Source organism: Nitrospirota bacterium, from assembly GCA_026387665.1.
Classification (GTDB): Bacteria; Nitrospirota; Nitrospiria; order Nitrospirales; family Nitrospiraceae; genus Palsa-1315.
On sequence record JAPLLG010000003.1, the window covers coordinates 44,290 to 67,651 of the forward strand.

Annotated in this window: 21 protein-coding genes; 14 read left to right on the forward strand and 7 right to left on the reverse strand. The window is 57.7% G+C overall.

Features of this window, described 5'->3' with window-relative positions:
• Nucleotides 1–7 precede the first annotated feature (7 nt).
• The 4 genes from NT179_00895 to NT179_00910 all read left to right on the forward strand — a co-directional run bounded on the left by NT179_00895 (nt 8) and on the right by NT179_00910 (nt 3,104).
• Nucleotides 8–415 carry a hypothetical protein gene (locus NT179_00895; protein ID MCX5720573.1) on the forward strand — a complete coding sequence of 136 codons (408 nt, stop codon included), beginning with the start codon at nt 8–10 and terminating at the stop codon, nt 413–415.
• A 32-nt stretch (nt 416–447) separates the two neighbouring features.
• Entirely contained in the window at nt 448–858 is a 411-nt protein-coding gene (locus tag NT179_00900) for a hypothetical protein (protein ID MCX5720574.1), read from the forward strand.
• A 2-nt stretch (nt 859–860) separates the two neighbouring features.
• A complete protein-coding gene (locus NT179_00905) occupies nt 861–1,538 on the forward strand; it encodes a septal ring lytic transglycosylase RlpA family protein (protein ID MCX5720575.1) in 678 nt (225 codons plus the stop codon).
• 285 nt (nt 1,539–1,823) lie between these two features.
• Entirely contained in the window at nt 1,824–3,104 is a 1,281-nt protein-coding gene (locus NT179_00910) for a hemolysin family protein (protein ID MCX5720576.1), read from the forward strand.
• Here the strand turns inward: NT179_00910 and ligA are convergent.
• The gene (ligA, locus tag NT179_00915) at nt 3,097–5,124 is read right to left on the reverse strand and encodes an NAD-dependent DNA ligase LigA (GenBank protein ID MCX5720577.1); all 2,028 of its coding nucleotides are present in this window, start codon (nt 5,122–5,124) and stop codon (nt 3,097–3,099) included. The genes NT179_00910 and ligA overlap by 8 nt on opposite strands.
• A gap of 236 nt (nt 5,125–5,360) precedes the next feature.
• Between ligA and NT179_00920 the strand changes: the two genes are divergently transcribed.
• The 8 genes from NT179_00920 to trpA all read left to right on the forward strand — a co-directional run bounded on the left by NT179_00920 (nt 5,361) and on the right by trpA (nt 12,853).
• Nucleotides 5,361–5,993, forward strand: coding sequence for a LysM peptidoglycan-binding domain-containing protein (locus tag NT179_00920; protein MCX5720578.1), 633 nt, complete (start codon nt 5,361–5,363; stop codon nt 5,991–5,993).
• A 15-nt stretch (nt 5,994–6,008) separates the two neighbouring features.
• Nucleotides 6,009–7,505, forward strand: a complete 1,497-nt coding sequence (gene trpE / locus NT179_00925) for an anthranilate synthase component I (GenBank protein ID MCX5720579.1) — start codon at nt 6,009–6,011, stop codon at nt 7,503–7,505.
• Between the two features lie 24 nt (nt 7,506–7,529).
• Nucleotides 7,530–8,093 carry an aminodeoxychorismate/anthranilate synthase component II gene (gene pabA, locus NT179_00930; protein MCX5720580.1) on the forward strand — a complete coding sequence of 188 codons (564 nt, stop codon included), beginning with the start codon at nt 7,530–7,532 and terminating at the stop codon, nt 8,091–8,093.
• 23 nt (nt 8,094–8,116) lie between these two features.
• Complete coding sequence (gene trpD / locus NT179_00935; GenBank protein ID MCX5720581.1) at nt 8,117–9,130, forward strand: anthranilate phosphoribosyltransferase; 1,014 nt, start codon at nt 8,117–8,119, stop codon at nt 9,128–9,130.
• Nucleotides 9,131–9,137: 7 nt separating this feature from the next.
• On the forward strand, nt 9,138–9,959 hold the full coding sequence (gene trpC, locus NT179_00940; protein ID MCX5720582.1) for an indole-3-glycerol phosphate synthase TrpC: 822 nt from the start codon (nt 9,138–9,140) through the stop codon (nt 9,957–9,959).
• A gap of 7 nt (nt 9,960–9,966) precedes the next feature.
• On the forward strand, nt 9,967–10,602 hold the full coding sequence (locus tag NT179_00945) for a phosphoribosylanthranilate isomerase (protein ID MCX5720583.1): 636 nt from the start codon (nt 9,967–9,969) through the stop codon (nt 10,600–10,602).
• A gap of 242 nt (nt 10,603–10,844) precedes the next feature.
• Nucleotides 10,845–12,038: a tryptophan synthase subunit beta gene (gene trpB / locus NT179_00950; protein ID MCX5720584.1), complete on the forward strand. Its 1,194-nt coding sequence runs from the start codon at nt 10,845–10,847 to the stop codon at nt 12,036–12,038.
• Nucleotides 12,035–12,853 (forward strand): tryptophan synthase subunit alpha, encoded by an 819-nt coding sequence (gene trpA / locus NT179_00955; GenBank protein ID MCX5720585.1) that lies wholly within the window; start codon nt 12,035–12,037, stop codon nt 12,851–12,853. The genes trpB and trpA overlap by 4 nt, the downstream gene beginning before the upstream one ends.
• Before the next feature lie 206 nt (nt 12,854–13,059).
• Here trpA and NT179_00960 read toward each other — a convergent pair whose 3' ends face one another.
• From NT179_00960 to lnt, 5 genes are all read right to left on the reverse strand, one after another.
• Complete coding sequence (locus NT179_00960) at nt 13,060–13,686, reverse strand: ABC transporter ATP-binding protein (GenBank protein MCX5720586.1); 627 nt, start codon at nt 13,684–13,686, stop codon at nt 13,060–13,062.
• An 82-nt stretch (nt 13,687–13,768) separates the two neighbouring features.
• Complete coding sequence (locus NT179_00965; protein MCX5720587.1) at nt 13,769–15,049, reverse strand: lipoprotein-releasing ABC transporter permease subunit; 1,281 nt, start codon at nt 15,047–15,049, stop codon at nt 13,769–13,771.
• A gap of 2 nt (nt 15,050–15,051) precedes the next feature.
• A complete protein-coding gene (gene lysS, locus NT179_00970) occupies nt 15,052–16,533 on the reverse strand; it encodes a lysine--tRNA ligase (protein MCX5720588.1) in 1,482 nt (493 codons plus the stop codon).
• Nucleotides 16,534–16,561: 28 nt separating this feature from the next.
• A protein-coding gene (gene prfB, locus NT179_00975; GenBank protein MCX5720589.1) for a peptide chain release factor 2 occupies nt 16,562–17,711 on the reverse strand; the annotation gives its coding sequence in 2 pieces (ribosomal slippage) (nt 16,562–17,644 and nt 17,646–17,711; 1,149 coding nt in all).
• A gap of 16 nt (nt 17,712–17,727) precedes the next feature.
• Nucleotides 17,728–19,347, reverse strand: a complete 1,620-nt coding sequence (gene lnt, locus NT179_00980; protein MCX5720590.1) for an apolipoprotein N-acyltransferase — start codon at nt 19,345–19,347, stop codon at nt 17,728–17,730.
• Nucleotides 19,348–19,685: 338 nt separating this feature from the next.
• Between lnt and NT179_00985 the strand changes: the two genes are divergently transcribed.
• Nucleotides 19,686–21,686, forward strand: a complete 2,001-nt coding sequence (locus NT179_00985) for a DNA topoisomerase VI subunit B (protein MCX5720591.1) — start codon at nt 19,686–19,688, stop codon at nt 21,684–21,686.
• 8 nt (nt 21,687–21,694) lie between these two features.
• Entirely contained in the window at nt 21,695–22,801 is a 1,107-nt protein-coding gene (locus tag NT179_00990; protein ID MCX5720592.1) for a DNA topoisomerase IV subunit A, read from the forward strand.
• A 231-nt stretch (nt 22,802–23,032) separates the two neighbouring features.
• On the opposite strand, the gene NT179_00995 is transcribed toward NT179_00990, so the two are convergent.
• The gene (locus NT179_00995; protein MCX5720593.1) at nt 23,033–23,257 is read right to left on the reverse strand and encodes a hypothetical protein; all 225 of its coding nucleotides are present in this window, start codon (nt 23,255–23,257) and stop codon (nt 23,033–23,035) included.
• Nucleotides 23,258–23,362 lie beyond the last annotated feature (105 nt).

A 23,362-nucleotide genomic window follows, 5' to 3' on the forward strand; every position in this document is an offset into this window, starting at 1 on the left:
GGGTTCCATGGGGACGACGTTTCGGGAACAGGGCATCGAGACCGTTCATGATCAGGTGGTCAGTCTGGTCGCGCAGCGATGGGCGAAGGCCTTTCAGTGCAAGGTCACGATCCACACCAGTCTGGAGCAGAATCCCTGGGCTGATCCCGAGCAACAGTGCGACATCGTCGGGTGGCAGGTGAGTTCATCCGGCAATCGGATGGAGTGGATGGCTGAGGTAGAAACCTCCGACTCGATCGGGGATCCTGAGATCCTGTCGAGGTGGAAGCGGGCGATGGTTCCCGGCATTCCCTTCTATCTGCTCGTGCCACGCGGATGGAAAGAATCGGCGCAGAAACTGGCAGAGGAGGCCTCTGTTCCGTTCAGCTCTGTGTATGAATATGAGTTTGTGAATGATCTCTGTCATGTGCTTTAAATCATGCGTCTCTTGGTTACGGAGTAACGGTCATGCCTACCACGACACAATTGGTCATCAGCGGACTGAGTAAGCCTGGCGTCATGGCTCAAGTGGCCCAGGTCCTTGGGGAGGCGAAGGTCAACATCAAGGCTTTTTCCGCTCCGGAAGTGACTGGAACGGGAAAGCTGAGACTCTTAGTTGCGGACCTGGATGGAGCCAGAGCCGCGCTGAAGGCTGCGAAGATCAAGTTCACAGAGGAAACGGCCTTGCTGTTGAGCCTGGAGAACAAGCCTGGCGCGTTGAAGGAAGTGGCGGATCTCTTGACCAAGGCCCGTATCAATATTAAATGCGGCTACTGTACCCCTTCCCGTGAGGGAAAGCGGGCGATCGTCGTCCTCACGGTTTCGAATACGGCAAAAGCGCTCACCATCCTGCAGGATCAATCGCTCGACGAGTTCTAGCCATGGCTTCTCAGGGGCTTTGCTCCTATCAGTTTCTCCGGCTGATTCTACTGTTCTCCTTCTTTGCCGCGACCCTGACTGCTTGTAGCGGCCCTTTCACGCCTGCCTATTTCCCTGGCTACCCTGTCGGCTTCGTGGAGCGGGGTGTCGCTTCCTGGTATGGGCCTGGATTTCACGGGAACAAGACGGCCAGCGGTGAACGGTACGACATGCATCAGTTGACGGCTGCTCACCGGACCCTGCCGCTTGGCTCCATTGCGGTCGTTCGATCGATGAGTAGCGGACGGGAGGTGACGGTCCGCATTAACGATCGGGGGCCCTTCGCCAAAGGGAGGGTGCTGGACCTTTCACTTGCCGGGGCTCAGGCGCTCGGGATGACCGGGCCTGGCACAGACCAGATCGAGTTGCGGGTCGTGGGCTATCAAGGCAGGACTGCCGATATGGGGGTCTTACGAGTCCAGGTCGGGTCCTTTTCCGATCAGCAGAATGCTTTGAGCCTGTTAGAGCGGGCCAACCATTTCTACTCGGGAGGCAGAGTCCAGGCTGTCGATCTGCCGGAAGGCAAGCGCTATCGGGTTCAGATCGGTCAGTTTGCAACAGAAGCTCAAGCTGAAGCAGCAGCGTCCCGTCTTGAATCATCTCTTTCGCTCCACCCATTTATCTTTCGAGACGATTCTTAGGGCTTCCGCCATCGAGTCATGCTATCCCCTCAATTCAGTCGTTATTCTGCGGCCATGAAGCACAACCATATGATTTTGTGGTTAGTTTTCATCGTATGCTTGCTCGCGAGCTTATCCTGTGATACATCTACTAGCCAATGGATACAGGTCCTATAGGTTCCTATCACGTCACGCTGTTCCGCCAAAGCTCTCATTGCCGGCCCAAGGCAATAGGGGATAGCCCCTTGGCCTGCGGCCATTTTCATTTAACCGACAGAGTCGGTCCCCTCAAGTAAATTGCAATCTATGGATGTGCTAATTCTCTTAGCCCTTATCGTTATTTCAGCCGTGATATCGACGGCCGAGATCGGCTTCTTTGCGGTCAACGACACAAAACTACGGGCGCTCGCCCAAACCGGCAGTGCCAGAGCGAAGTTGGCCCTCCATCTCCGCAGCGATCCGCAAAAGCTTCTGTCGACCATTCTGGTCGGCGATCGTCTGGTCGGCGTGGCGACGCCGATGTATGCCACATTTTTAACGCTGAACATCTATGGGGGCCGCAACTTTTTCGACGAGGCGATGGCCGTCATGGTCGGCCTCTTGACCTTTGTCCTTCTGGTCGCCGTCGATGTGATCCCCAAAACGTTGGCCGCCAAGTTTGCTGTGCCGGTCACGCTGAACATGGCCTACCCGGTCTACGGGGTGCAACTATTCCTCAAGCCCTTCTTGTTTGTGATCGTGCCGTTGATCCACAAATTGACGGGCGGAAAGGGTTTGACGCTGCCCCTCGTGACCGAGGAAGAGCTGAAGATCATGCTGGATGAGGGGGGGAAGACCGGGACGATCGAGTTTGAGAAGGTGCAGATGATCAAGAACGTCTTTCAGCTCAAAGACATCACAGCTGAAGACGCGATGACCCCTCGTCTCTATGTTTTTTCATTGGATGGAAATCTACGCCTGAAAGAGGCCCAAGAACTCCTCTATAACTCGAAATACTCCAGGATTCCGGTGTATGACGGATCGCTCGATAACATCACGGGCATTCTCTATAAGACGAGGGCCCTGACCGAACTCGCCAAGGGGCAGAATGAGGCCAAACTCAAGGACATTGCCTATCCTCCGTTGTTCGTTCCCTCAGGCAAGACGGCGGATGATCTTATGAAGCAGTTTCAGCAGGAAAAGCGGCATATGGCCGTCGTGGTCAACGAATTTGGCGGCGTGATGGGGATCGTGACGCTGGAGGATCTTCTCGAAGAAGTAGTCGGGGAGATCATGGACGAAACAGATATTACAGAAGAACTCATCAAGCGGTTAGGGAAGAACCATATCCTGGTGCATGGTAGAACCGAAGTCCGCAAGATCAACGACTTCCTGAAAGTCGATCTCGGAGATGAAGCGGTGACGATCGGCGGACTGATTCAGCAGGAAATCGGCCGGATCCCCAAGGTGGGAGAAGAAGTGCGGATCGCCAATTGCCGAATTCTCATCCATGAAGCAGAGCCTCGATCTATCCGGAGTGTCCAAATCTATCGAGACGAGAAATCGCCTGCGCACTTCGAAACTCCCAACCTCGACCTCGTCAGCTAAGTTCTTTTCCCTCTTCCCCGATCAGGGCTGCAAACTCCTGCTCCGTCAGAATCGTCACCTCCAGGGTTTTAGCCTGCTCAAGTTTGGACCCTGGGTCCCGTCCCGCCACGACATAGGACGTTTTCTTACTCACGCTGGAGGAGACGCGTCCTCCTACTGTTTCGACCGCCCGTTGCGCCTCGTCTCGCGTGAAGCGGTCCAGCCCCCCGGTGAAGACAAAGGTCTTGCCTGCGAGGGGAGATGTCGCTCTATCCCCCCTCGCCATACCAGGAGCAATCTGGACGCCTGATTTCTGGAGTTGTGCGATGACCTCACGGTTGCGCGGCTCTGAGCAATAGGCGACCAGGCTGTCTGAAATTTCAGGACCGATCTCCCTGATCTGCTGCAGCCGTTCCCGGTCAGCCGACATGATTTCATCGAGCGACTTGAACTCGCGGGCCAGGACCTTGGCGATATGTTGTCCGACTTGTCGTATGCCTAGTCCCATCAGAAACCGATCAAGAGACACGGTTTTGCTGCCAGCTATCGACTCCAGGAGGAGGGTGGCGGATCGGTCGGCAAATCCATCGAGTGTGATGAGGTCGTCTTTGGTCAGGCGATAGAGATCGGCGAGCGATCGCACCAGCCCCTCGTCGACCAGCTGCGCCACGGTCTTCTTCCCCAAGCCTTCGATGTTGAGGGCATGTTTGGACGCAAAATGTTCGATCGCCCCCTTCAATTGTGCGCCACAGACCGATTGGCCTGTGCAGTAGAAATAGGCGCCCTCGCGAGCGACGCTCGATCCGCAGACCGGGCAATGATCCGGCATGCAAAAGGGGGCCTTGCGCTGTTCTCCTGGAATGGGAACCCGTTCGGCGATCGCAGGAATCACATCGCCGGCCCGTTCCACCTTGACCGTGTCGCCGATTCGAATGTCCTTCCGCGCCACTTCATCGGCATTGTGCAGGGTGGCGCGGCTGATGGTGACGCCACCGACCTCCACCGGTTTCAAGAGGGCGACCGGCGTGAGGGTTCCGGTTCTCCCGACGGAGACGGCGATATCCTGCACGACGGTGATTTCCTTGCGCGGCGTAAATTTGTAGGCGATGGCCCAGCGGGGACTGCGGGATTTCATGCCCAGGCGGTCCTGCCAGTCCCGGCGATTGACCTTCACGACCACGCCATCGATCTCATAGGGCAGCTGATCCCTGATCGATTCCGTTTCACGGTGGAAGTCCATTGCCTCATCGATCGAAGCACAGAGTCGTCGATGCGTCGGGACTGGGAGACCCCATTGGGCCATGCGTTCCAGTTCATCCCAATGAGTCGGCGGGACCGGTGAGGATTGGGCCATGATTTCGTAACAGGTCACGACCAAGGGACGGGTTGCCGTAATCGTGGAGTCCAACTGTCTGAGTGAACCGGAGGCGGCATTGCGCGGATTGGCAAAGGCGTCGTCGCCTCGCTCCGTGATCCGCCGATTCAAGGCTTGGAAATCGGCGAGGGGCATATAGACTTCGCCCCGCACGACAAGATGACCGGGGAGTCCTGGTTGGGCGTGCAACTGCAATGGCAGCGAACGAATCGTGCGGAGGTTGACCGTGACATCCTCTCCGGTGGTTCCGTCTCCTCTGGTCGCGCCACGGGTAAAGACTCCATGGTCGTACACGAGCTCAACAGACAAACCATCGAACTTTGGTTCCGCGCTGTATTCGATTGACTGGGTTTCCAGCTCGCGCTTCATCCGTTGATCGAAGGCCTGCACCTCACCCGGCTCGACGATCGAGTCCAGGCTGAGCATGGGTTGTTCGTGGGGAACCTTGGTGAGTGATTCGAGCGGCGGCGCCCCGACCCGCTGAGTCGGAGAATCGGGCGTGACGAGTTCCGGATGCTGTCGCTCCAGATCGATCAGCTCGCGGAAGAGGCGATCGTATTCCGTATCTGAAATCTCCGGCCGGTCTTTGGCATAGTACAGATTGTCGTGGCGACGGATTTCGTCCTTGAGGTCAGTCAGTTTGGCAAGGATATCGGCGTGGGTCATAGGGGCTGGATGGCGACGAACACAAGATGTGACGGCCCGACCGTACCATAGGGGCGGGGAGTGGGTCAAACGGAGTATGATCCATATTCGCTTTGACTTTCGCCGCGTTAGACACTATTCTACCTGTTCGATTTGGGTCGATTTCCCGTTGCTTGCAGCGGGTGCCCGCTCCTTACTGCGAGAGGGACCTTCCCTCGCGACCGTCATAGGAGGTATCCATGAAAGAGGAGAATCGCATGAATAAGTTGATGTCCAGATTCAGCTATCGAATCGTCCCCGTCATCTGCGTGGGACTGTTGTTGAGCGGCTGTGTCATGGCGGAGAAATACGAGGCGGAAAAGGCGCGCAGCCTGAACTTCCAGCGCCTCCTGGCTCAGGAAGAAAAGCGAACCAGCGAGCTGGATAATGAGGCCAGACGGAGCAAGAGCGAACTGATGGAGTTTGAAGCCAGGAACCGTGAGCTCACGGCGCAGATCCAGGCCGTGCGGGAGCAAGCGGCCCGTGCGCAGGAGGAAGCAGAGGCGATGAAGGAATCGGCGCTGCTGGAACGTAAGGCCAAGGCCGATATGAAGCGCCCGGTTGCGCCTGGACGCAAGGCAAGAGCAGTTGAGCCCCCTGTTGATATTACTGACACAGTGGATCTGAGTGCCTCGGATCTCGGGCTCCCTCCCGAGTCTTCTTCCCTGTCAGGCTTGGCCGAGTCATCGCAGGGAGGCCTGGGAGCTCCCACGACCCATGTCGTGAAGGCAGGCGAAACGCTCTATCGGATCAGCCGCCAATATGGCGTGTCCGTCGACAAGGTCAAAAAGTGGAATAAGCTGCAGGACAATACCATCGAGATCGGACAGAAACTCATCGTAGGCCAATAATAATAGGACGATACAGTGGCGCCGCCGCAATACTCACTCAGTCTTGACCAATTTCGGCAGTATGCAGGGCAGGGGAACCTCATTCCGCTCTATCGGGAGATCCTTGCGGACTATGAGACCCCTGTCTCTGCCTTTGCCAAAATCGATCATGGCCCTTCTGCCTACCTCCTGGAGTCCATCGAGGGGGGCGAGAAATGGGCGCGCTATTCCTTCCTTGGCAGTGGCACTCCCGTCGTCGTCTACGAAGATAAGGGCGACCTCCTGGTCGTGCAGGGCTCCAAGAAAAAACGTATCCCCAGCCGCGGGAACCCCCTCGAACGTCTGAGAGAGATGATGGAGGGCTACCGTCCTGTGACCGTGCCAGGCCTGCCCCCTTTCGTGGGAGGCGCGGTCGGCTATCTGAGCTACGATATGGTGCGTACGTTCGAGGACCTGGCTGCCAGACAGAAGGACCAGCTCAACCTGCCTGACTTTGCTTTTCTCCTCACCGACACGATGTTGATCTTCGACAATGTCGCCCAGAAGATCAAAGTCGTGGCCACCGCCCATATCACGGCGAAAGGGGAGCGTGGCATCAAGGCTGCCTACCGTTCTGCCACGGAACGGATCGAGCGCATGATCGCGCGGCTCAAACGTCCCCTTCGCCGCACGAAGCCTCATCGCCGCCGCAAGCCCGTGACCTTCACCTCGAACATGAGCAAGGCGGACTTCGAGAAGATGGTCGTGCGGACGAAGGAATACATCAAGGCCGGCGACATCGTGCAAACGGTGGTCTCTCAGCGGTGGGAGGCCAATGTGCAGGCGCCGTCCCTCCAGCTCTATCGTGCCTTGCGGGTGGTGAATCCCTCTCCCTATATGTATTACCTGCGTATCGCGGGGGTTGAACTGGTCGGCTCCTCACCCGAGACGCTCGTGCGCTGTGAGAACGGTGTCATTTCCGTCCGTCCGATCGCCGGTACGCGCCGCCGAGGCGCTACGCCGGAAGAAGACCAGCAGATGGAGCGGCGGCTCTTGGCGGACGAGAAGGAACGGGCCGAGCATGTGATGCTGGTGGATCTGGGGCGGAACGATGTCGGACGTGTGGCCAAGCCTGGATCGGTCACAGTGGACTCGCTCATGCACGTCGAGCGTTATTCGCATGTGATGCATATCGTCTCGAATGTGACGGGACAACTGGATGAGTCGAAGACGGCCTACGACGTGTTGCGGGCCTGCTTTCCCGCCGGCACGGTGTCGGGAGCGCCGAAGATTCGCGCGATGCAGATTATCGACGAATTGGAGCCAACCAGGCGCGGTCCCTATGCCGGCGCGGTGGGCTACTTCAGTTTCTCCGGCAACATGGACATGTGCATCAATATCCGCACAGTTGTTGTGAAGAAGCACCAGGCCTTCATTCAAGCAGGGGCCGGCATCGTTGCCGACTCGAATCCTGAACATGAATATGAAGAGACCTGTAATAAGGCTCAGGCCATGATGAAGGCCGTAGAATTAGCCGAGCAGGGATTAGAATAACCGGCGCCACGCGCGAGTCAAGCCATGCTATTGATGATCGACAACTACGACTCCTTTACCTACAACCTCGTGCAATATTTCGGGGAACTGGGTGAGGACGTGCGAGTCTTCCGTAACAATAAGATTACGGTCGCGCAGATCGAAGCGCTGAAGCCCAGCCGCATTGTCATTTCTCCGGGACCCTGCACCCCGATGGAAGCAGGCGTGTCGGTCGAGACGATCAAGCATTTCGGCGGGAAGCTTCCTCTCTTGGGCGTCTGCCTCGGTCATCAATCTCTGGCCGTGGCCTTTGGCGGTGACGTCGTTCGCGCCGAACGGTTAATGCACGGCAAGACCTCGAAGATCCGGCATGACGGGAAAACGATCTTCCAGGGCCTGCCTAATCCTTTCGACGCGACCCGCTACCATTCGCTGATCGTGAAGCGGGAGACATTGCCCTCCTGTTTTGAGATCTCCGCCGAAACGGCCGAGGGGGAAATCATGGGATTGCGCCACCGGACCTTGGGCATCGAAGGGGTGCAGTTCCATCCGGAATCGATCCTCACAACGGCGGGGAAAGACCTCCTCCGTAACTTCCTGAAACTCTAGCCAGACCACCTGGTTTCCCAGCCATGATTAAAGACGCGATTGCCAAACTCGCCGACCGTTCCTCCCTCACCGAGCAAGAGGCAGAATCGGTGATGCTGGAAATTATGGAAGGGGCTGCGACGCCGGCCCAAATTGCTGCCTACTTGATGGGACTCAGACTCAAGGGAGAGACCGTCGAGGAAGTCGTCGGTTCCGTGCAAGCCATGAGAGCCAAGGCCGTTCGCATCGCAGTGGGAGATCCCCTGGTCGTGGATACCTGTGGCACAGGAGGGGACGGAGCCCATACGTTCAATATTTCCACCACGGCTGCATTCGTCGTGGCAGGAGCCGGGCTGACCGTCGCGAAACACGGCAACCGTTCCGTCTCATCCAAGTCAGGAAGTGCGGACGTCCTGTCGGCGCTCGGAGTCAAGATCGACCTGCCGACCGAACGGGTGGCGGATTGTATCAATGAGGTCGGAATCGGGTTTCTCTTCGCTCCTCTCTATCATGGAGCCATGAAACATTGCGCCGCGCCAAGGCAGGAGCTGGGCATCAGGACGATACTGAATCTCTTGGGTCCCCTGACGAATCCTGCCGGAGCCACCATTCAAGTGCTCGGCGTCTATGAAAGTCGATTGACCTCCTTGCTCGGAAATGTGCTCATGAGGCTGGGCTCGCAACATTGCTTCATCGTTCATGGGATGGACGGGCTGGATGAGATTACCCTCACGACGAAAACACAGATTTCAGAAGCGAAGGGGGGCGTACTGTCCAACTATCTCCTGGATCCGGCAGAGTTCGGCCTGGCGCTGGTTTCGGCCAAACAGTTGGCAGGAGGAACGCCGCAAGAGAATGCCGCGATCACCAGGGACATTCTCCAGGGACGGAAAGGGCCGAAGAGGGACATCGTTTGTTTGAATGTGGCTCCGGCCCTTGTCGCAGGCCGCAAGGCTGCGAACCTGCAAGAGGGATTCCGCCTGGCAGGCCAGGCTATCGATTCAGGCGCCGCCGCCGAAAAACTGGCCCGCCTCATCGCATATACGAATAAGGGATAAGGGTATCGTGATCCTTGATCGCATTTTAGAGCATAAGAAAGCGGAACTCCGGCACAAGCAAAGCCGCGGGTACCTTTCCGAGTTGAAGAAGAGGATTCTGGATGCGCCAGGCCCGCTCGGTTTTGCCGTCACCCTCGAAGCGACGAAAATAGCCGGCAGCCCGTCGCTGATCGCCGAAGTCAAAAAGGCCTCTCCCAGTCTTGGCCTGCTCCGTCCGGAGTTTTCAGAACGGTTTGACTATCTGGAGATTGCCAAGACCTACCATGCCAATGGAGCCTCGGCCCTGTCCGTCTTGACCGACAAGGATTTCTTCCAGGGCAGCCTCGACTATCTGCGCGAGATCAAACAAGCGGTCCCGATGCCTGCCTTGAACAAAGAATTCATGGTCGAGGAAATCCAGTTTTACGAGGCGCGCGCCTATGGGGCCGACGCGGTCCTCTTGATCGTTGCGGCGCTCGAACGACAACAGTTGATCGATTTTCATGCCCTTGCTCGCGGATTGGGGTTGGATGTGCTCATCGAAACCCATCATGAACGCGAACTAGATAGAGTCTTGGAGCGAGTTCCTGAGGCGAGGCTGATCGGCATCAATAATCGTGACCTCAAGACCTTTACGACCGATCTTGGCACCACGTTGCGTTTGGCGAAGCGGATTCCAGCGGACAAATTGATCGTCAGCGAAAGCGGCATCCATAAACGGGAGGACGTGGTGCGGTTGGTCGAAGCCGGCATCCATGCCATGCTGGTGGGAGAATCGCTCATTCGCGCAGACGACACGGCAGCCAAGATGCGGGAGTTGATGGGAGTTCCCTCACCGTCACATGCTTAAGATGTCCATGCCAACCAAAGTTAAAATTTGCGGCATTACCAGTGCCGAGGACGCAGCAGTGGCGGTCGAGGCAGGGGCCGATGCGTTGGGGTTCGTCTTGTATCGAAGGAGCCCCCGCTACATCCAACCCTCGTTGGCCAGGCAGATCATCATGAGCCTGCCTCCCTTGGTCACGCCGGTTGGTGTGTTCGTCGATGAAGAACAACAAGTGGTCCGGAACCTGATGGACGATTGCGGGCTGGCGCTCGCCCAGTTGCATGGACACGAATCGGCTGCCTATTGCCAAGAGTTGGGCCGTCCTGTGCTCAAGGCATTGCGAGTGAAAGACCGGAGTTCCTTTCTGGCCTTGGCGGAGTTTCAAGGCAGGGCAGGCGTGCGAGGCTTCGTTCTGGATGCCTTTTCCGATCAAGCCTATGGAGGCACAGGCCAGGTCATCGATTGGCAGCTCGCCGCAGAGGTGGCCAGGGCTGCGCACATTCTCCTGGCCGGGGGGCTCACACCGGATAACGTTGCGAAGGCCGTTCAATCGGTGCAACCCTACGGAGTCGATGTGAGCAGCGGAGTCGAGCGGGAGCCAGGCAAAAAGGATCACGAAAAAGTGCGCGCCTTCATTCGCGCTGTCAGAGTTGTCTCTCTGGCATAAGCCCGTCTATACTGCGTCACTTGGCAGGATGCTGAAAAAGTCCGCCAGCGTCGTTCTCGCATCGTTCAGGCCCTCAACGTACCCTAACGGGTACGCCTCGGCCCTTCACTCGCTGCGGCCTTGCTGGACGAACTTTTTGAGCATCCTGCGAGACAGGTTCATTTGTTCTAGATGTGTACGGTCGAAGTTCTGCTGCGCCATAGAGGTTTTTCACAGCCTACTAAATGAGCAAGAGGACAGTTATGGGTTCTGTTCCTGACAAGCACGGTCGATTCGGTGAGTACGGCGGACGCTATGTCCCTGAAACACTCATGCCGGCTCTGCTGGAGTTGGAGCAGGAATATGCTCGTGTCAAAAAAGACCGGCGCTTCCAATCGGAGCTGGCCTACTATTTGAAGCATTACGTCGGACGTCCCACCTCTCTGTATTTTGCTGAACGGCTCACCAAACGGTTGGGCGGCGCGAAGATCTATTTGAAGCGTGAAGACCTCTGCCATACCGGCGCCCATAAAATTAATAACGCGATCGGGCAGGGGCTGCTGGCCAAGCGCATGAAGAAGCCTCGCATCATCGCGGAGACCGGGGCTGGGCAGCACGGGGTCGCGACCGCGACTGTGGCGGCCATGTTCGGGCTGCAATGTGAAATTTACATGGGGACCGAAGACATGGAGCGCCAGGCGCTGAACGTCTTCCGGATGCGATTACTCGGCTCGACTGTTACGGGGGTTGATTCCGGAAGCCGTACGCTGAAGGATGCCATCAGTGAAGCCATGAGGGACTGGACGACGAATGTCCGCACGACCCACTACATCCTCGGGTCGGTGCTCGGCGCCCATCCCTATCCGATGATGATCCGTGATTTTCAATCCATCATCGGGCGAGAAACCAGGCGACAGATCCTGGCGGCGGAAGGCCGGCTGCCCGATTGTCTCATTGCCTGTGTCGGAGGCGGCAGCAATGCCATGGGACTCTTCTATGCCTTCATCAAGGACAAGAAGGTGCAGATGATCGGCGTAGAAGCGGGAGGCCTGGGGGTCGCGAGCGGCAAACATGCAGCCCGCTTTGAAGGGGGAAAGCCAGGCGTCTTACAAGGCACCATGACCTATCTGCTCCAGGACGATGACGGACAAATCAAGCTGACCCATTCTGTGTCAGCCGGATTGGACTACGCAGCGGTCGGCCCAGAGCACAGTTATTTGCGGGATCAAGGACGGGCTTCCTATACCTCTGTGACCGATGACGAAGCCATGGCCGCGTTCGACTTGCTGGCCAGAGAAGAGGGGATCATGCCGGCCCTTGAAAGCGCCCATGCCATTGCCCATACGATAAAAGTAGCGCCCACGATGAAGAAGAACCAGATTCTGGTCGTGAATCTCTCAGGCCGTGGAGATAAGGATGTTCAACAGGTCGCCAAGATGCGAGGGATCACACTGTGACATCCAGACTGGACCGTACATTTACAGAGCTCAAACGAAAAGGCGAGCAGGCGCTCATTGCCTATGTGATGGCAGGAGACCCTTCACTGCAAGTGACCGAAGAGCTGGTCGTGGAGCTGGAACGGGCCGGGGCCGATATCATCGAGCTGGGTGTCCCGTTTTCCGATCCCATTGCCGATGGTCCTGTGATCCAACAGGCGGCAGAACGGGCTTTACGCAGCAAGACCTCGCTGCGCACGATCCTCCCCATGGTCACGCGCCTTAGGACCAGGACTCAGATCCCGCTGGTCTTGATGGCCTACTACAATAATATTCACGCCTTTGGCCCGGAACGGTTCTGCCATGAAGCGGCTCAGGCCGGTGTTGACGGGCTGATCGTGCCGGACATGCCGCCGGATGAAGCAGGCCCGCTCAGGGGACCAGCCGCTGCAGCAGGGCTGCAACTGATATTCCTGCTTGCTCCCACGAGCACGGCAGACAGACGGACATTTGTGGCCCGCCAGTCCCAGGGGTTCATCTATTACGTGTCCCTCACCGGGATTACCGGCGCGAAACTGCTGAACGTGGCAGATGTCGAGAAGAACGTCGAGAAGATCAGGAAGGTCACGAAGGTTCCTGTCGCAGTCGGATTTGGAGTTGCGACGCCGGAGGATGCGGCCAATGTCGCAGCTATTGCCGATGGGGTGATCGTCGGGAGCGCGATCGTAAAAAAGATGGCAGCGTACCAGCAGAAACCTGAGATGGTGAAGCAGGTGGCAGAATTCGTCCGCTCATTGAAAACTGCTATGAGAACCACTCCGGAAACTCCCCGCTAGGTTTCTGGCTCAACCAGCCTCTCATTCCAATCAAGATCACTTTTCACTCATCAGCAGTTTCTGCATTTGCCGGGATAGTTTGCAGGGTGCTCAAAAAGTTCGTCCAGCAAGGCCGCAGCGAGTGAAGGGCCGAGGCGTACCCGTTAGGGTACGTTGAGGGCCTGAACGATGCGAGAACGACGCTGGCGGACTTTTTCAGCACCCGACTAGACGATCTGACCATCCTGCATGTGGATGATTCTGTCTGCCTGTGCCGACAGCTTATCGTTATGGGTGACGATCACGAAGGTGGTGCCGCGGGCCTTGTTCAACGCCCGCATCATGGCGAAGAGCGCATCGCCTGTGTGACTATCCAGATTTCCCGTCGGCTCATCGGCCAGCACAAGATCCGGTTTCTGCAAGAGGGCTCGCGCGACTGCCACTCGCTGTTGTTCGCCTCCCGACAATTCACCAGGCTTGTGATGCAAGCGAGCTCCCAGCCCGACCTCTTCCAGCAGCGCGATCGCTTCCGGTTCAATATCTGCCTTCTGTCTCCGCTGGATCAGGGCCGGCATACAGGCATTCTCAAGGGCGGTGAATTCCGGCAGGAGGTGATGAAATTGAAAGACGAATCCGATACGCCGGTTTCGGAATTCCGCCTGTTCGCCTTCCGACAGTTGGAACATATCCTGGCCGTCGAAATGGACTGTTCCCTTCGTGGGACGATCGAGCGTGCCGATAATATGAAGCAACGTGCTCTTGCCAGCCCCAGAGGCTCCGACCACGGCGATCAACTCGCCCCGTTGAATCTGGAGATTGACGCCTTTCAGTACCGTGAGGGACTGTCCTCCCATCGGAAACGATTTGTAGAGATCGGTGACGGTGATCACGCCAGGGCTCCAGGATGAAAGGAAAATGTCGATTGGCTTTGCATGGTCATTCGTAGCGGAGCGCTGCCACCGGTTCGAGTTTGGCGGCCTGGAGTGAAGGATAAACCGTGGCGGCAAAGCTGATCACAATGGCGGAGCCAGCCACCAGAATGACATCCATCGCTTGGACATGGACGGGGATTCGCGAAATGTAATAGACCGTGGGATCGAAGGTCCAAAAGGTCTGGATCAGCCAGAGAAAGGCGTAGCCGAGCGGAATCCCGATGGCGGTCCCGGACAGGCCGATGATCAATCCGTTCAGCATGAAGATGCGGCGAATACTTTTACGCGTCGCCCCCATGGCCTTGAGGATCGCGATTTCTTTTTGCTTCTCGGTGACGATCATGGTGAGGGTGCTGACGATGTTGAAAGAGGCCACGATCGTGATCAGGACCAAGAGCAGGAACATCATCGTCTTCTCCAGCTTGAGCGCCGAGAAGAGATTGCGGTTCATCTGCATCCAGTCGCGCGCTCCATAGGCAAAGCCGAGTGACTGTTCTACGGCACGGGCCGTTTCTGTTGCGCGGAAGACGTCTGCTACTTTGATTTCAATGCCCGTCACGGTCTGCCCCATATTAAAAAACTTCTGCGCCTCGGTCAGGTCAATATAGGCCAGGGATGAATCGTACTCGTACATGCCAGATTGAAAGAGGGCGACGACGGCAAAGGTTCTAATCTTCGGCACCATCCCGATAGCGCTGACTGGCCCGGCTGGGGGGGAGACGACATTGATGGTGTCCCCGACAAAGGCGCCGAGTCGCAGCGCCAATTCCTTACCTAGGATAATGCCGGGTCTTTCCACTTCAATGGGCTGGCCAGTCGGGTCATCTACCGGAGCCTGTTTGATCTTGACTGGTCGCCCAAGGTCGGCCAATTGTCCCGCCGAGAGATTTTTGGCCAGCTCGGTGACCAGGCCCTCTCGGTGCGGATCGATACCGCGGAGGACGATGCCCTGCACGCCTGTTTGAGTCGTGAGCATGACTTGCTTGAGTACGAAGGGGGTGGCAGCCACGATACCAGGCACAGTCTCGATCTGTTTCGTGACAGGCTCGTAGTCGCTCATCCCATCCTTCATCCGGTCCTGGACGATGATGTGGGCCGTCGTGCCGAGGATCTTGGCCTGGATGTCCTCTTTGAAGCCGGTCATGATCCCGACCGTCCCGATCAGGGCTGCTACGCCGAGGGTGATCCCGGCGATGGAGACCACTGTGTTCAAGGAAATCGTCCGATTCCGGCGCTTCGCGCGCAGGTAGCGCAATCCGACAAATATCTCGTAGGGAAGGGCCACCGTTAGTTCTCCGGCCTGAGTTGTGGGAAGAGGACCACGTCGCGGATCGATGCTTGATTGGTAAAGAGCATGATCAGCCGGTCGATGCCGATGCCTTCTCCCGCGGTCGGCGGCATGCCGTACTCCAAGGCGCGCAGGAAGTCCTCATCGACCAGATGGGCTTCGTCGTCGCCCGCTGCCCGCTGCGCCGCTTGGCCTTCGAATCGTTCCCGTTGATCCAGCGGATCGTTCAACTCGGAAAAGGCATTGGCGATTTCTCTACCGGCGATGTAGAGCTCGAAACGATCGGTCAGGGCCGGGTTCGAATCTTTGCGCCTGGCGAGCGGGGAAATTTCAATCGGGTAGTCGGTGATGAAGGTCGGCTGAATCAGGTTCGGCTCGACGGTCTCCTCGAAGATCTCATTGACGATATTGAAGAGCGGCCATTTCGGATCGACTGCGATGCCCAGTTTTTTGGCCGCCGCAATCGCTTGATCCTTATCCTGCAAGACGGAGGGTTCGAGATGGTTCACTTCCAGAATCGACTGATGGTAGGACCAGCGGCGCCAGGGGGCCGTGAGCGTGATCTCCTTGCCTTGATAGTCGATGACCGTCTTGCCGAGGATCTGCTGCGCCAGGGAGGAGACGAGTTCTTCCGTGAGGATGATCAGGTCCTGATAGTCGGCGTAGGAGACGTAGAACTCCAGCATCGTGAATTCAGGATTGTGAATCGTCGAGATGCCCTCGTTCCGGAAGTTGCGATTGATTTCGAACACGCGGGGGAAGCCGCCCACGATCAACCGTTTCAAATAGAGTTCCGGCGCAATTCTGAGATAGAGGTCGACGCCGAGGGCATTGTGGTGCGTGACGAAGGGTTTGGCTGCCGCGCCACCGGGAATCGGGTGCATCATCGGCGTTTCGACTTCCAGGAAGCCCCGCTCGATCAAGAAGGCACGAATGCCAGCGATGATTTTGCTGCGCGTGACGAAGATGGCATGGACTTCCGGATTGGCAATCAAGTCCACATACCGCTGGCGGTAGCGGGTCTCCACATCCGTTAACCCGTGCCACTTCTCCGGGAGCGGTCTCAGGGCTTTGCTCAGGAAGGTCAGCTCTGAAACCTCGACGGTGAATTCATTGGTCTTGGTGCGAAAGAGGATGCCGGTCACGCCGATCCAATCGCCCAGATCGAGCTGCTCTGCGACCAGATAGGCCTGTTCCGAGATGAGGTCTTTCTTGAGATAGACTTGCAGCCGGTCCGATCCATCTTGCAGCACGGCGAAACCGGCCTTGCCGAATCGGCGCAGGGCGACGATGCGCCCCGCAAAGGTGCAGGAGATCTTCTGCTCATCCAGAACCTCTTTGGTCTTTTCAGAATGGAGCTTGATCAGTTGGCCGGCGCGGTCCTTCACTTCGAATCGCGTGCCGTAGGGCGCCACGCCCGCTGCGCGAAGGACGTCGAGCTTTTTAATACGTTGTTGTTGCTGTTCGGTTAGTTCTTCCATGTGCGCCTTTATCAATAGAGGGCTTCGGTCAGCTATCGAACTCGTCCGTGCCAGACTGTTGATAGCTGAGCGCGGTTTTTCCGAGCTGCTTCATCTTTAAATAGGCTTCGATGAATCCGTCCAGATCGCCGTCCATAACGGCGGCGACTTGGCCCACTTCATGGCCGGTCCTGTGATCCTTGACCATTTGATAGGGCTGGAACACATACGAGCGAATTTGGCTGCCCCAGGAAATGTCCTTCTTCTCGCCGACAATCGCATTGAACTCGGCCTCTTTCTTTTTCAGTTCCAGTTCGTAAAGGCGCGCCTTCAAGACCTTCATGGCGCCGTTGCGATTCTGGAGCTGGGACCGCTCGTTCTGACATTGCACCACGATCCCGGACGGCAGGTGGGTCATGCGAATGGCCGTCTCGACCTTGTTCACGTTCTGGCCGCCGGCGCCGCCGGCCCGAAAGGTATCGATTCGCAGGTCCTTGTCTTCGATCACGAGGTCGATCTCGTCATCCACCTCCGGATAGACGAACACCGAGGCAAAGGAGGTATGCCGCCGCTTGTTCGCATCGAAGGGTGAAATACGCACCAGTCGGTGTACGCCAGCTTCGGCCTTGAGGTAGCCGTAGGCATAGGGTCCGGTCACAGACAGGGTCACACTCTTGATTCCCGCTTCTTCGCCTGGAAGCAGATCCAGCGTTTCGATCTTGAATTTCTTGCTCTCGGCCCACCGGACGTACATGCGGAGCAGCATCTGCGCCCAATCCTGCGATTCCGTTCCGCCGGCGCCAGGATGGATCGCCACGATCGCATTGTTGGGGTCCAGCTCGCCCGAGAGGAGCAGTTCCAGCCGCAGGGCTGCGAGCTTCGGTTCGAATTGATCCAGCTCGGCGCTCAGTTCCTTCAGGAGTCCGGCGTCGGCGCTTTCCTCCGCCAGCTCCAGCAACGCGCCCAGATCGCTCATCTTCCCGTCGATCTCACGCCACAGCTGCAGCTCGCGCTCGATCGAGGATTTCTTTCTGCTGATCTTGGCCGCTTTTTGCGCCTGGCTCCAAAAGTCCGGTTGCGAGGTCTGTTCGTCCAGATGGGCCAACTCGGTCGTCATGCGAGCGAAGTCAAAGATGCCCCCGTAGTTCCGCTACTTGCTCCGCGACGGCCCGAAGGCGAATCCGTACTTCATCCAACATGCGCGACCCTTTCAGCTTAAATCGGTGTGGCAGCCACTGTGTCCGGTTCAGGTCCCTTGGTGCGGAAATAGCTGAACAGGCACAAAAGCGCGCAGATTATAGCACAGCCGTAGGCAAAGACATCCCCGTGGCGGCTGTAAAACGTATGGGGGCGCCAGGCCTGCATCCTGGTTCGCACGGCCTGTTCCGTGAAGATCGGCGTCGCTTCGACGATACGTCCGAACGGATCGATGAAGCCGGAAATGCCGGTGTTCGCCGAACGGGCAAAGGCCAAATGATTCTCGACCGAGCGGAACACCACCATCGCAAAATGCTGAGAGGGAGCGGCTGAGCGGCCGAACCAGGCATCGTTCGTAATGGTCACCATAAATTCCGCCCCGTTCGCGGCGAATTGCCTTACCAGGTCTGGGAAGATCACTTCATAACAGATTGCGACGCCGAACTTGACCGGTCGCGGCTGCACGCCGGCTGTGCCGGGTTTCGGCGTCACCGTCATGATCGTCGGGCCGGGCCCTGCTTCGAAATCGCCGATGCCTTCGACCAATCGGTCGAGGAAAAATAGGAGTGAGGATTTCAACGGAATATATTCTCCGAAGGGCACCAGATGTTGCTTGTCATAGCGGCCGAGGAGCTGGCCCTCCGGCGAGAGGAGATAGGCGCTGTTCAGGAGATAGGGCTTCCGATCCGGATAGAAACGCAGGGCGGGGCTACCGAACAGGATGGGCGATTGCGCGCGATTGGCCAGGGAGATAAGCTGCAGTTGATAGACCGGCTCCCGCTCAAAGATGAAGGGTGTTGCTGCTTCCGGCCAGATCACCAAGTCTGAGGCATGGCCAAGCTGTCCCGTCAGCCGGTCAAACCGCGCGAGGGTCTCCTCTCGATAAGCTGTGTCCCACTTCACAGCCTGATCGATGTTCGGCTGGATCACCCCGACGCTGATGGACGAGCGGGGAATGTGAGCAAAGGGCGCCTCTGATAAGGTTCGAAGGCCGTATTCCCAGGACAGGCCCACCAGTAAGACCGCCACCGCGACGAGCTCCCAGGGGAGTCTGGCCGGACGGAATCTCCGGAGCAACGGCATCAGCCAGGAGAGGAGTTCGGCCACTGCGACATTGACGAGCACAATGAGAAACGAGACCCCATAAACTCCCAGATGATCCGCAATCTGAATCACTTCGATCTGGCGATATTGCGAATAGCCGAGGAGCCCCCAGGGCATTCCGCTCAAGGCATAGGTCCGGATCAGTTCCAAACTCACCCATAAGCAGGGAACCGCAAAGAGCCCGTAGCGGGGAATCAGGCTCCGAAACCAGACGGATCCGGCGGAATAGATGGCGACATAGAGACCCAGGTAGACGGTGAGCAGCAACATGATGCCGTAGCTGATCACCAGCGGAACCTTACCGTAGATACTCATGGTGGTGACCACCCAGGCCATCATACCGGTAAAGGCAATCGTGCCGGTCAGCCAGCCGATCCAGAACGCCTGTTGTTTGCTTTTGCCGTCCAGCGCCCAATGCAACGGCACAAGGGCGATCCAGGCCAAGAGACCGAGGTCGTAGTTCGGGAAGCTCAGCGGGAGGAACAGCCCGCTCGCGGCGGCGAGGACGAGCGAACGCGCGAGGGAATGGGTCATGCCCCGCACCTTATCGAAAGCCGTAGAGGGATGCAACTTCGAATCGACCAGATCGACTCAGAGCATTACGTCGCATCTCGTTAATGCGCCAATGCTTGACTCATCCATATCTGAGGAATACCGTAGCCTTGTGGGGGGAGCTTAACGCCCCGAGGGAATATGGTTCATCAGGGGATCGAGTGTCGGGATGGTGTGCAAGCCCAGCTTGACTGGGAAGCCTGAAGTCCCGCCGAGATTTCCGCCGTACCTATGCTGTCCTCGGTAGGTGCGCGCTCCTCCCACCCTAATGGACGCTGAACGATTCTCCGGTTTCGTCACGTTAACCTGTGAGAGGATGAATGGCCAAGTCTAAGTCTTCCGCATCTGTTGCGCCGACTGTCTCCTCGTCGAAAACTGCTTCCCCACCATCAGCGCCCAAGAAATCCAAAGCTCCAGTTGCCCCAGCTGTCACGGCAGTGGAAATGGGAGCCAGGCAGCGGGAGATTTCCGTTTCGGAGTTCTTCACGAAGAACCGCCATCTCCTGGGCTTCGACAACCCGCGCAAAGCCTTGCTGACCTGTGTGAAGGAAGCGGTCGACAATGCATTGGACGCCTGCGAGGAAGCGGGGATTCTTCCCGAGGTCACGGTGCAACTGGAAGCCGTGGCGGTCGGAGCTGCGGCAGTTCCGGCAGCGAGCCAGGCCACCCGCTTCCGGATCACCGTCACGGACAACGGCCCAGGAATCGTCCGCCAGCAGATTCCACGGGTCTTTGCCAAACTCTTGTACGGCTCCAAGTTCCATCGGCTGAGGATGAGCCGCGGCCAGCAGGGGATCGGCATCTCAGCGGCAGGGATGTACGGCCAACTGACGACGGGCAAACCGGTCAAGATCATCTCCCGCACCGGTCCCAGGGCTGCAGCCCAGTATTTTTCCGTCCAGATCGATACGAAGAAGAACGAGCCGCTGGTGCTGGAGAACAAGACCGTCGAATGGGACAGGCCGCAAGGCACTCAGGTCGCGATCGAAGTCGAGGGCCGCTATCAGAAGGGCCGCGCCTCGGTGGACGAGTACCTTGAACAGACTTCGATTGCTAACCCGCACGTCCGTCTGATCTATCGTACGCCCGAAGGCGAAACGAAGGATTACCCCCGCGCCTATCACGAACTGCCTCCTTCGCCGAAAGAGATCAAGCCTCATCCCTATGGCATCGAATTCGGGATGTTCCTCAAGATGCTTCAGGAGAGCAAGAGCCAAACTGTTTCAGGTCTTCTGTCGAGCGATTTCTGCCGGGTGCCTCCTGCGCTTGCGGATGAGATGTGCAAGGCGGCAAAGGTCTCGCCCAGGGCGAAGCCCCGTGGCATTCGCGGTGCGATTGCCGAAACCCTCTATCAGACCATTCAAGCGACGAAGATCATGGCGCCGCCAACCAACTGCCTCTCGCCGATCGGCGAAAAGGCGATCCTCTCCGGCCTCTACAAACAGATCAAAGGGGAGTTCTATACGGCGGTGAGCCGTCCCCCCTCGGTCTATCGAGGGAATCCCTTCATCATTGAAGCGGGGTTGGCTTTCGGGAAAGCGCCGGATAGCGAGACGAAGCCTGAGAAGCAATCGCTGCCTCTGGCAGAAGGGGAGCATGAGGAGGGAGACTCGGAACTTGCTCGCGTGATTCGCTACGCCAACCGGGTCCCGTTGCTCTATCAGCAATCCTCCTGCGCCACCTTCAAGGCGGTGCTCGCCACGACCTGGCGCAATTACGGGATCTCTCAGTCGCGCGGAGCTCTGCCGGCCGGACCGATGGTCATCTTCGTGCATATTGCCTCCGTCTGGGTGCCCTTTACGAGCGAGTCCAAAGAAGCGATTGCGGAATACGACGAAATCCACAAGGAAATCACCCTGGCGCTTCGCGAGTGCGGCAGGAGGCTCGGACTGTTCCTGCGCCGGCGCGAGCGGGCGGCAAGCGAGTTCCGGCGGCGCAACATTTTTGAACTCTACATCGAAGAAGTCGTGGCAGCCTGCAACAGCCTGAAGGGCGGGAAGCTGGCCACGGAGAAGCTGAAAGCCCAGCTGCAGAAGATTGCCTCCTCGCGGACCGGCGGCATCAAGACCGATGAAACGTTGGGCAAGACCGGCGCAGGACCGGAAGGTCTGCCCCATTCCATCATTGTCACAGCGGAGGGGATTGAAGGGGAGGCGCCGGCCATCGCCGTTCCAGCCGTCATCGAGGCAGACGAGAAACAGCCCTTGGTGAAACAGAGCCGAAAGCCTGCTGCGAAGGCGAAGCCTGCCAAGAAGAAGCCGAGCAAGGGTGCAACGGTTTCGATGGTTCGCAAGGCTCATCCGGCAAGAAAGAAGAAATAGGACGATCCATGGCCAAAACGAAACGGACGAAGAACGGGACGGTCGAGAAGAAACTGATCGGGCTGGCCGATATGGTGATCGCCTCCGCGCAGCGAGGCAAGGATCCGACGATGGAGATTCCGCTCCGCGCACTCTCGAACGTGACCTTCAATCCCCGCAAGGGTCTGCTCGAAATGGGGAGCAAGAAGCAGGCGCGCTCATTTTTCAATGTGGGCATGGCCAAGAAGTTCATGCAAACCATCCTGGTCGCGGATGCCCTTTCGGAACTGCAGCGAGCGGAACTGACGACCTCGCTCAGAGAGATCTATTACCGGACCAAACATACGATCCAGGACTCGCACGAGAATACGTTCGATACTCAGGACGAATCGGATCCGATCATCGAGGACCTGGAAGTCTCGCTGGTGGCGCTCCGTGAGGAGCTCCATGTGCGGGCTGAGAATGGCGGGAGTGTGGTTGGCCCGCTTGTGCTCGGTGACGACGGCGATCGCGTGGATTGCGCCAAACTGGGGAAGGGTGGCTATTCTGTGCCGTCGATTGTCGAGCCGGAATATGTGGAGATCCGGCGTTGCACGGCGGACTTCGTGTTGCTGGTCGAAAAAGGTACGCAGTGGAACCGCCTCTCGGAAGACAAGTTCTGGCGGCGCTATAATTGCGTATTGCTGACGGGGAATGGGCAACCGCCTCGCGGGGTGCGCCGCTTGGCGCGAAGGCTGCACGAAGAATATCGGCTGCCGGTCTATGTCCTGGTCGACAACGATCCCTGGGGCTATTACATCTACTCCGTCGTCAAACAGGGCTCAATCAATCTGGCCTTCGAGAGCGAGCGGATGGCGATTCCCAAAGCCAAATTCATCGGCCTCTCCAGCGCCGATCCTGAACGATACGAACTGCCGCGCAATGTCGGGATCAAGCTGAACGAAAAGGACATCGCCCGCGCGAAAGAGCTGCTCAATTATCAGTGGTTTCAGAAGCCGGCATGGCAGGTGGAAATCAAGAGGATGCTTGCGAGTGGATTGAAGTACGAACTGGACGCCCTCGCCAATAAGGACTTCCAATATCTCACGAAAAAATATCTGCCCCGAAAGCTCAAAGAGAAAGACTGGCTGGACTAGCAGGATGCTGAAAACGTCCGCCAGCGGCGTTCTCGCTTCACGAAGAGGCTCAACGTACCGCGGCGTACGCCTCGCCTCTTCGTTCGCTGCGTCCTTGCTGGACGGCCGTTTTGAGCATCCTGTGGCTATTCAGACTGCGACACCATTCAGAGCCTTTCAGCCTGATTTCCCGTCTGCACCAAGTTTTTCCGCAGCCTGCTAGGCCAGCCAGTCTCAGTCTGACGTCTGAATTTAGCTCGGGGGCAGCATCATATAGAGCCCGCCAATGATGATCGGTGCCGCCACATACATGGCCTTCTTGCCGAAGCTGTCGTAGACGCCGTAGATCAGGATCGCGGCCATGAAGGTGAAATAGAGCTGTCCGATTCCGCGGTACCCAGCGCTATGTTCCACTGCCAGGGCGAGCGAGGGCGCTCCCATGATCACTGCGGCCGAAAGGGCTGCTAGTCGTTTCATCTCAATCTCCTTCTCACTGAGGTTAGGGCCCGTGGGGTCACGCTGAAGGTTAACGAGCGCACAGTATGCTTATAATTTCATGGATGAGATGGCCATGCTGCGCCT

Bases quoted from the DNA above. Each gene is read 5' to 3' on its own strand.
- NT179_00995 (MCX5720593.1), bottom strand. From the start codon at position 23,257: ATGAAACGACTAGCAGCCCTTTCGGCCGCAGTGATCATGGGAGCGCCC.
- NT179_00985 (MCX5720591.1), top strand. From the start codon at position 19,686: ATGGCCAAGTCTAAGTCTTCCGCATCTGTTGCGCCGACTGTCTCCTCG.
- lnt (MCX5720590.1), bottom strand. From the start codon at position 19,347: ATGACCCATTCCCTCGCGCGTTCGCTCGTCCTCGCCGCCGCGAGCGGG.
- NT179_00960 (MCX5720586.1), bottom strand. From the start codon at position 13,686: ATGGGAGGACAGTCCCTCACGGTACTGAAAGGCGTCAATCTCCAGATT.
- NT179_00920 (MCX5720578.1), top strand. From the start codon at position 5,361: ATGAATAAGTTGATGTCCAGATTCAGCTATCGAATCGTCCCCGTCATC.
- NT179_00905 (MCX5720575.1), top strand. From the start codon at position 861: ATGGCTTCTCAGGGGCTTTGCTCCTATCAGTTTCTCCGGCTGATTCTA.
- NT179_00895 (MCX5720573.1), top strand. From the start codon at position 8: ATGGGGACGACGTTTCGGGAACAGGGCATCGAGACCGTTCATGATCAG.
- lysS (MCX5720588.1), bottom strand. From the start codon at position 16,533: ATGGAAGAACTAACCGAACAGCAACAACAACGTATTAAAAAGCTCGAC.
- NT179_00945 (MCX5720583.1), top strand. From the start codon at position 9,967: ATGCCAACCAAAGTTAAAATTTGCGGCATTACCAGTGCCGAGGACGCA.
- trpB (MCX5720584.1), top strand. From the start codon at position 10,845: ATGGGTTCTGTTCCTGACAAGCACGGTCGATTCGGTGAGTACGGCGGA.
- NT179_00910 (MCX5720576.1), top strand. From the start codon at position 1,824: ATGGATGTGCTAATTCTCTTAGCCCTTATCGTTATTTCAGCCGTGATA.
- ligA (MCX5720577.1), bottom strand. From the start codon at position 5,124: ATGACCCACGCCGATATCCTTGCCAAACTGACTGACCTCAAGGACGAA.
- pabA (MCX5720580.1), top strand. From the start codon at position 7,530: ATGCTATTGATGATCGACAACTACGACTCCTTTACCTACAACCTCGTG.
- NT179_00990 (MCX5720592.1), top strand. From the start codon at position 21,695: ATGGCCAAAACGAAACGGACGAAGAACGGGACGGTCGAGAAGAAACTG.
- trpD (MCX5720581.1), top strand. From the start codon at position 8,117: ATGATTAAAGACGCGATTGCCAAACTCGCCGACCGTTCCTCCCTCACC.
- NT179_00900 (MCX5720574.1), top strand. From the start codon at position 448: ATGCCTACCACGACACAATTGGTCATCAGCGGACTGAGTAAGCCTGGC.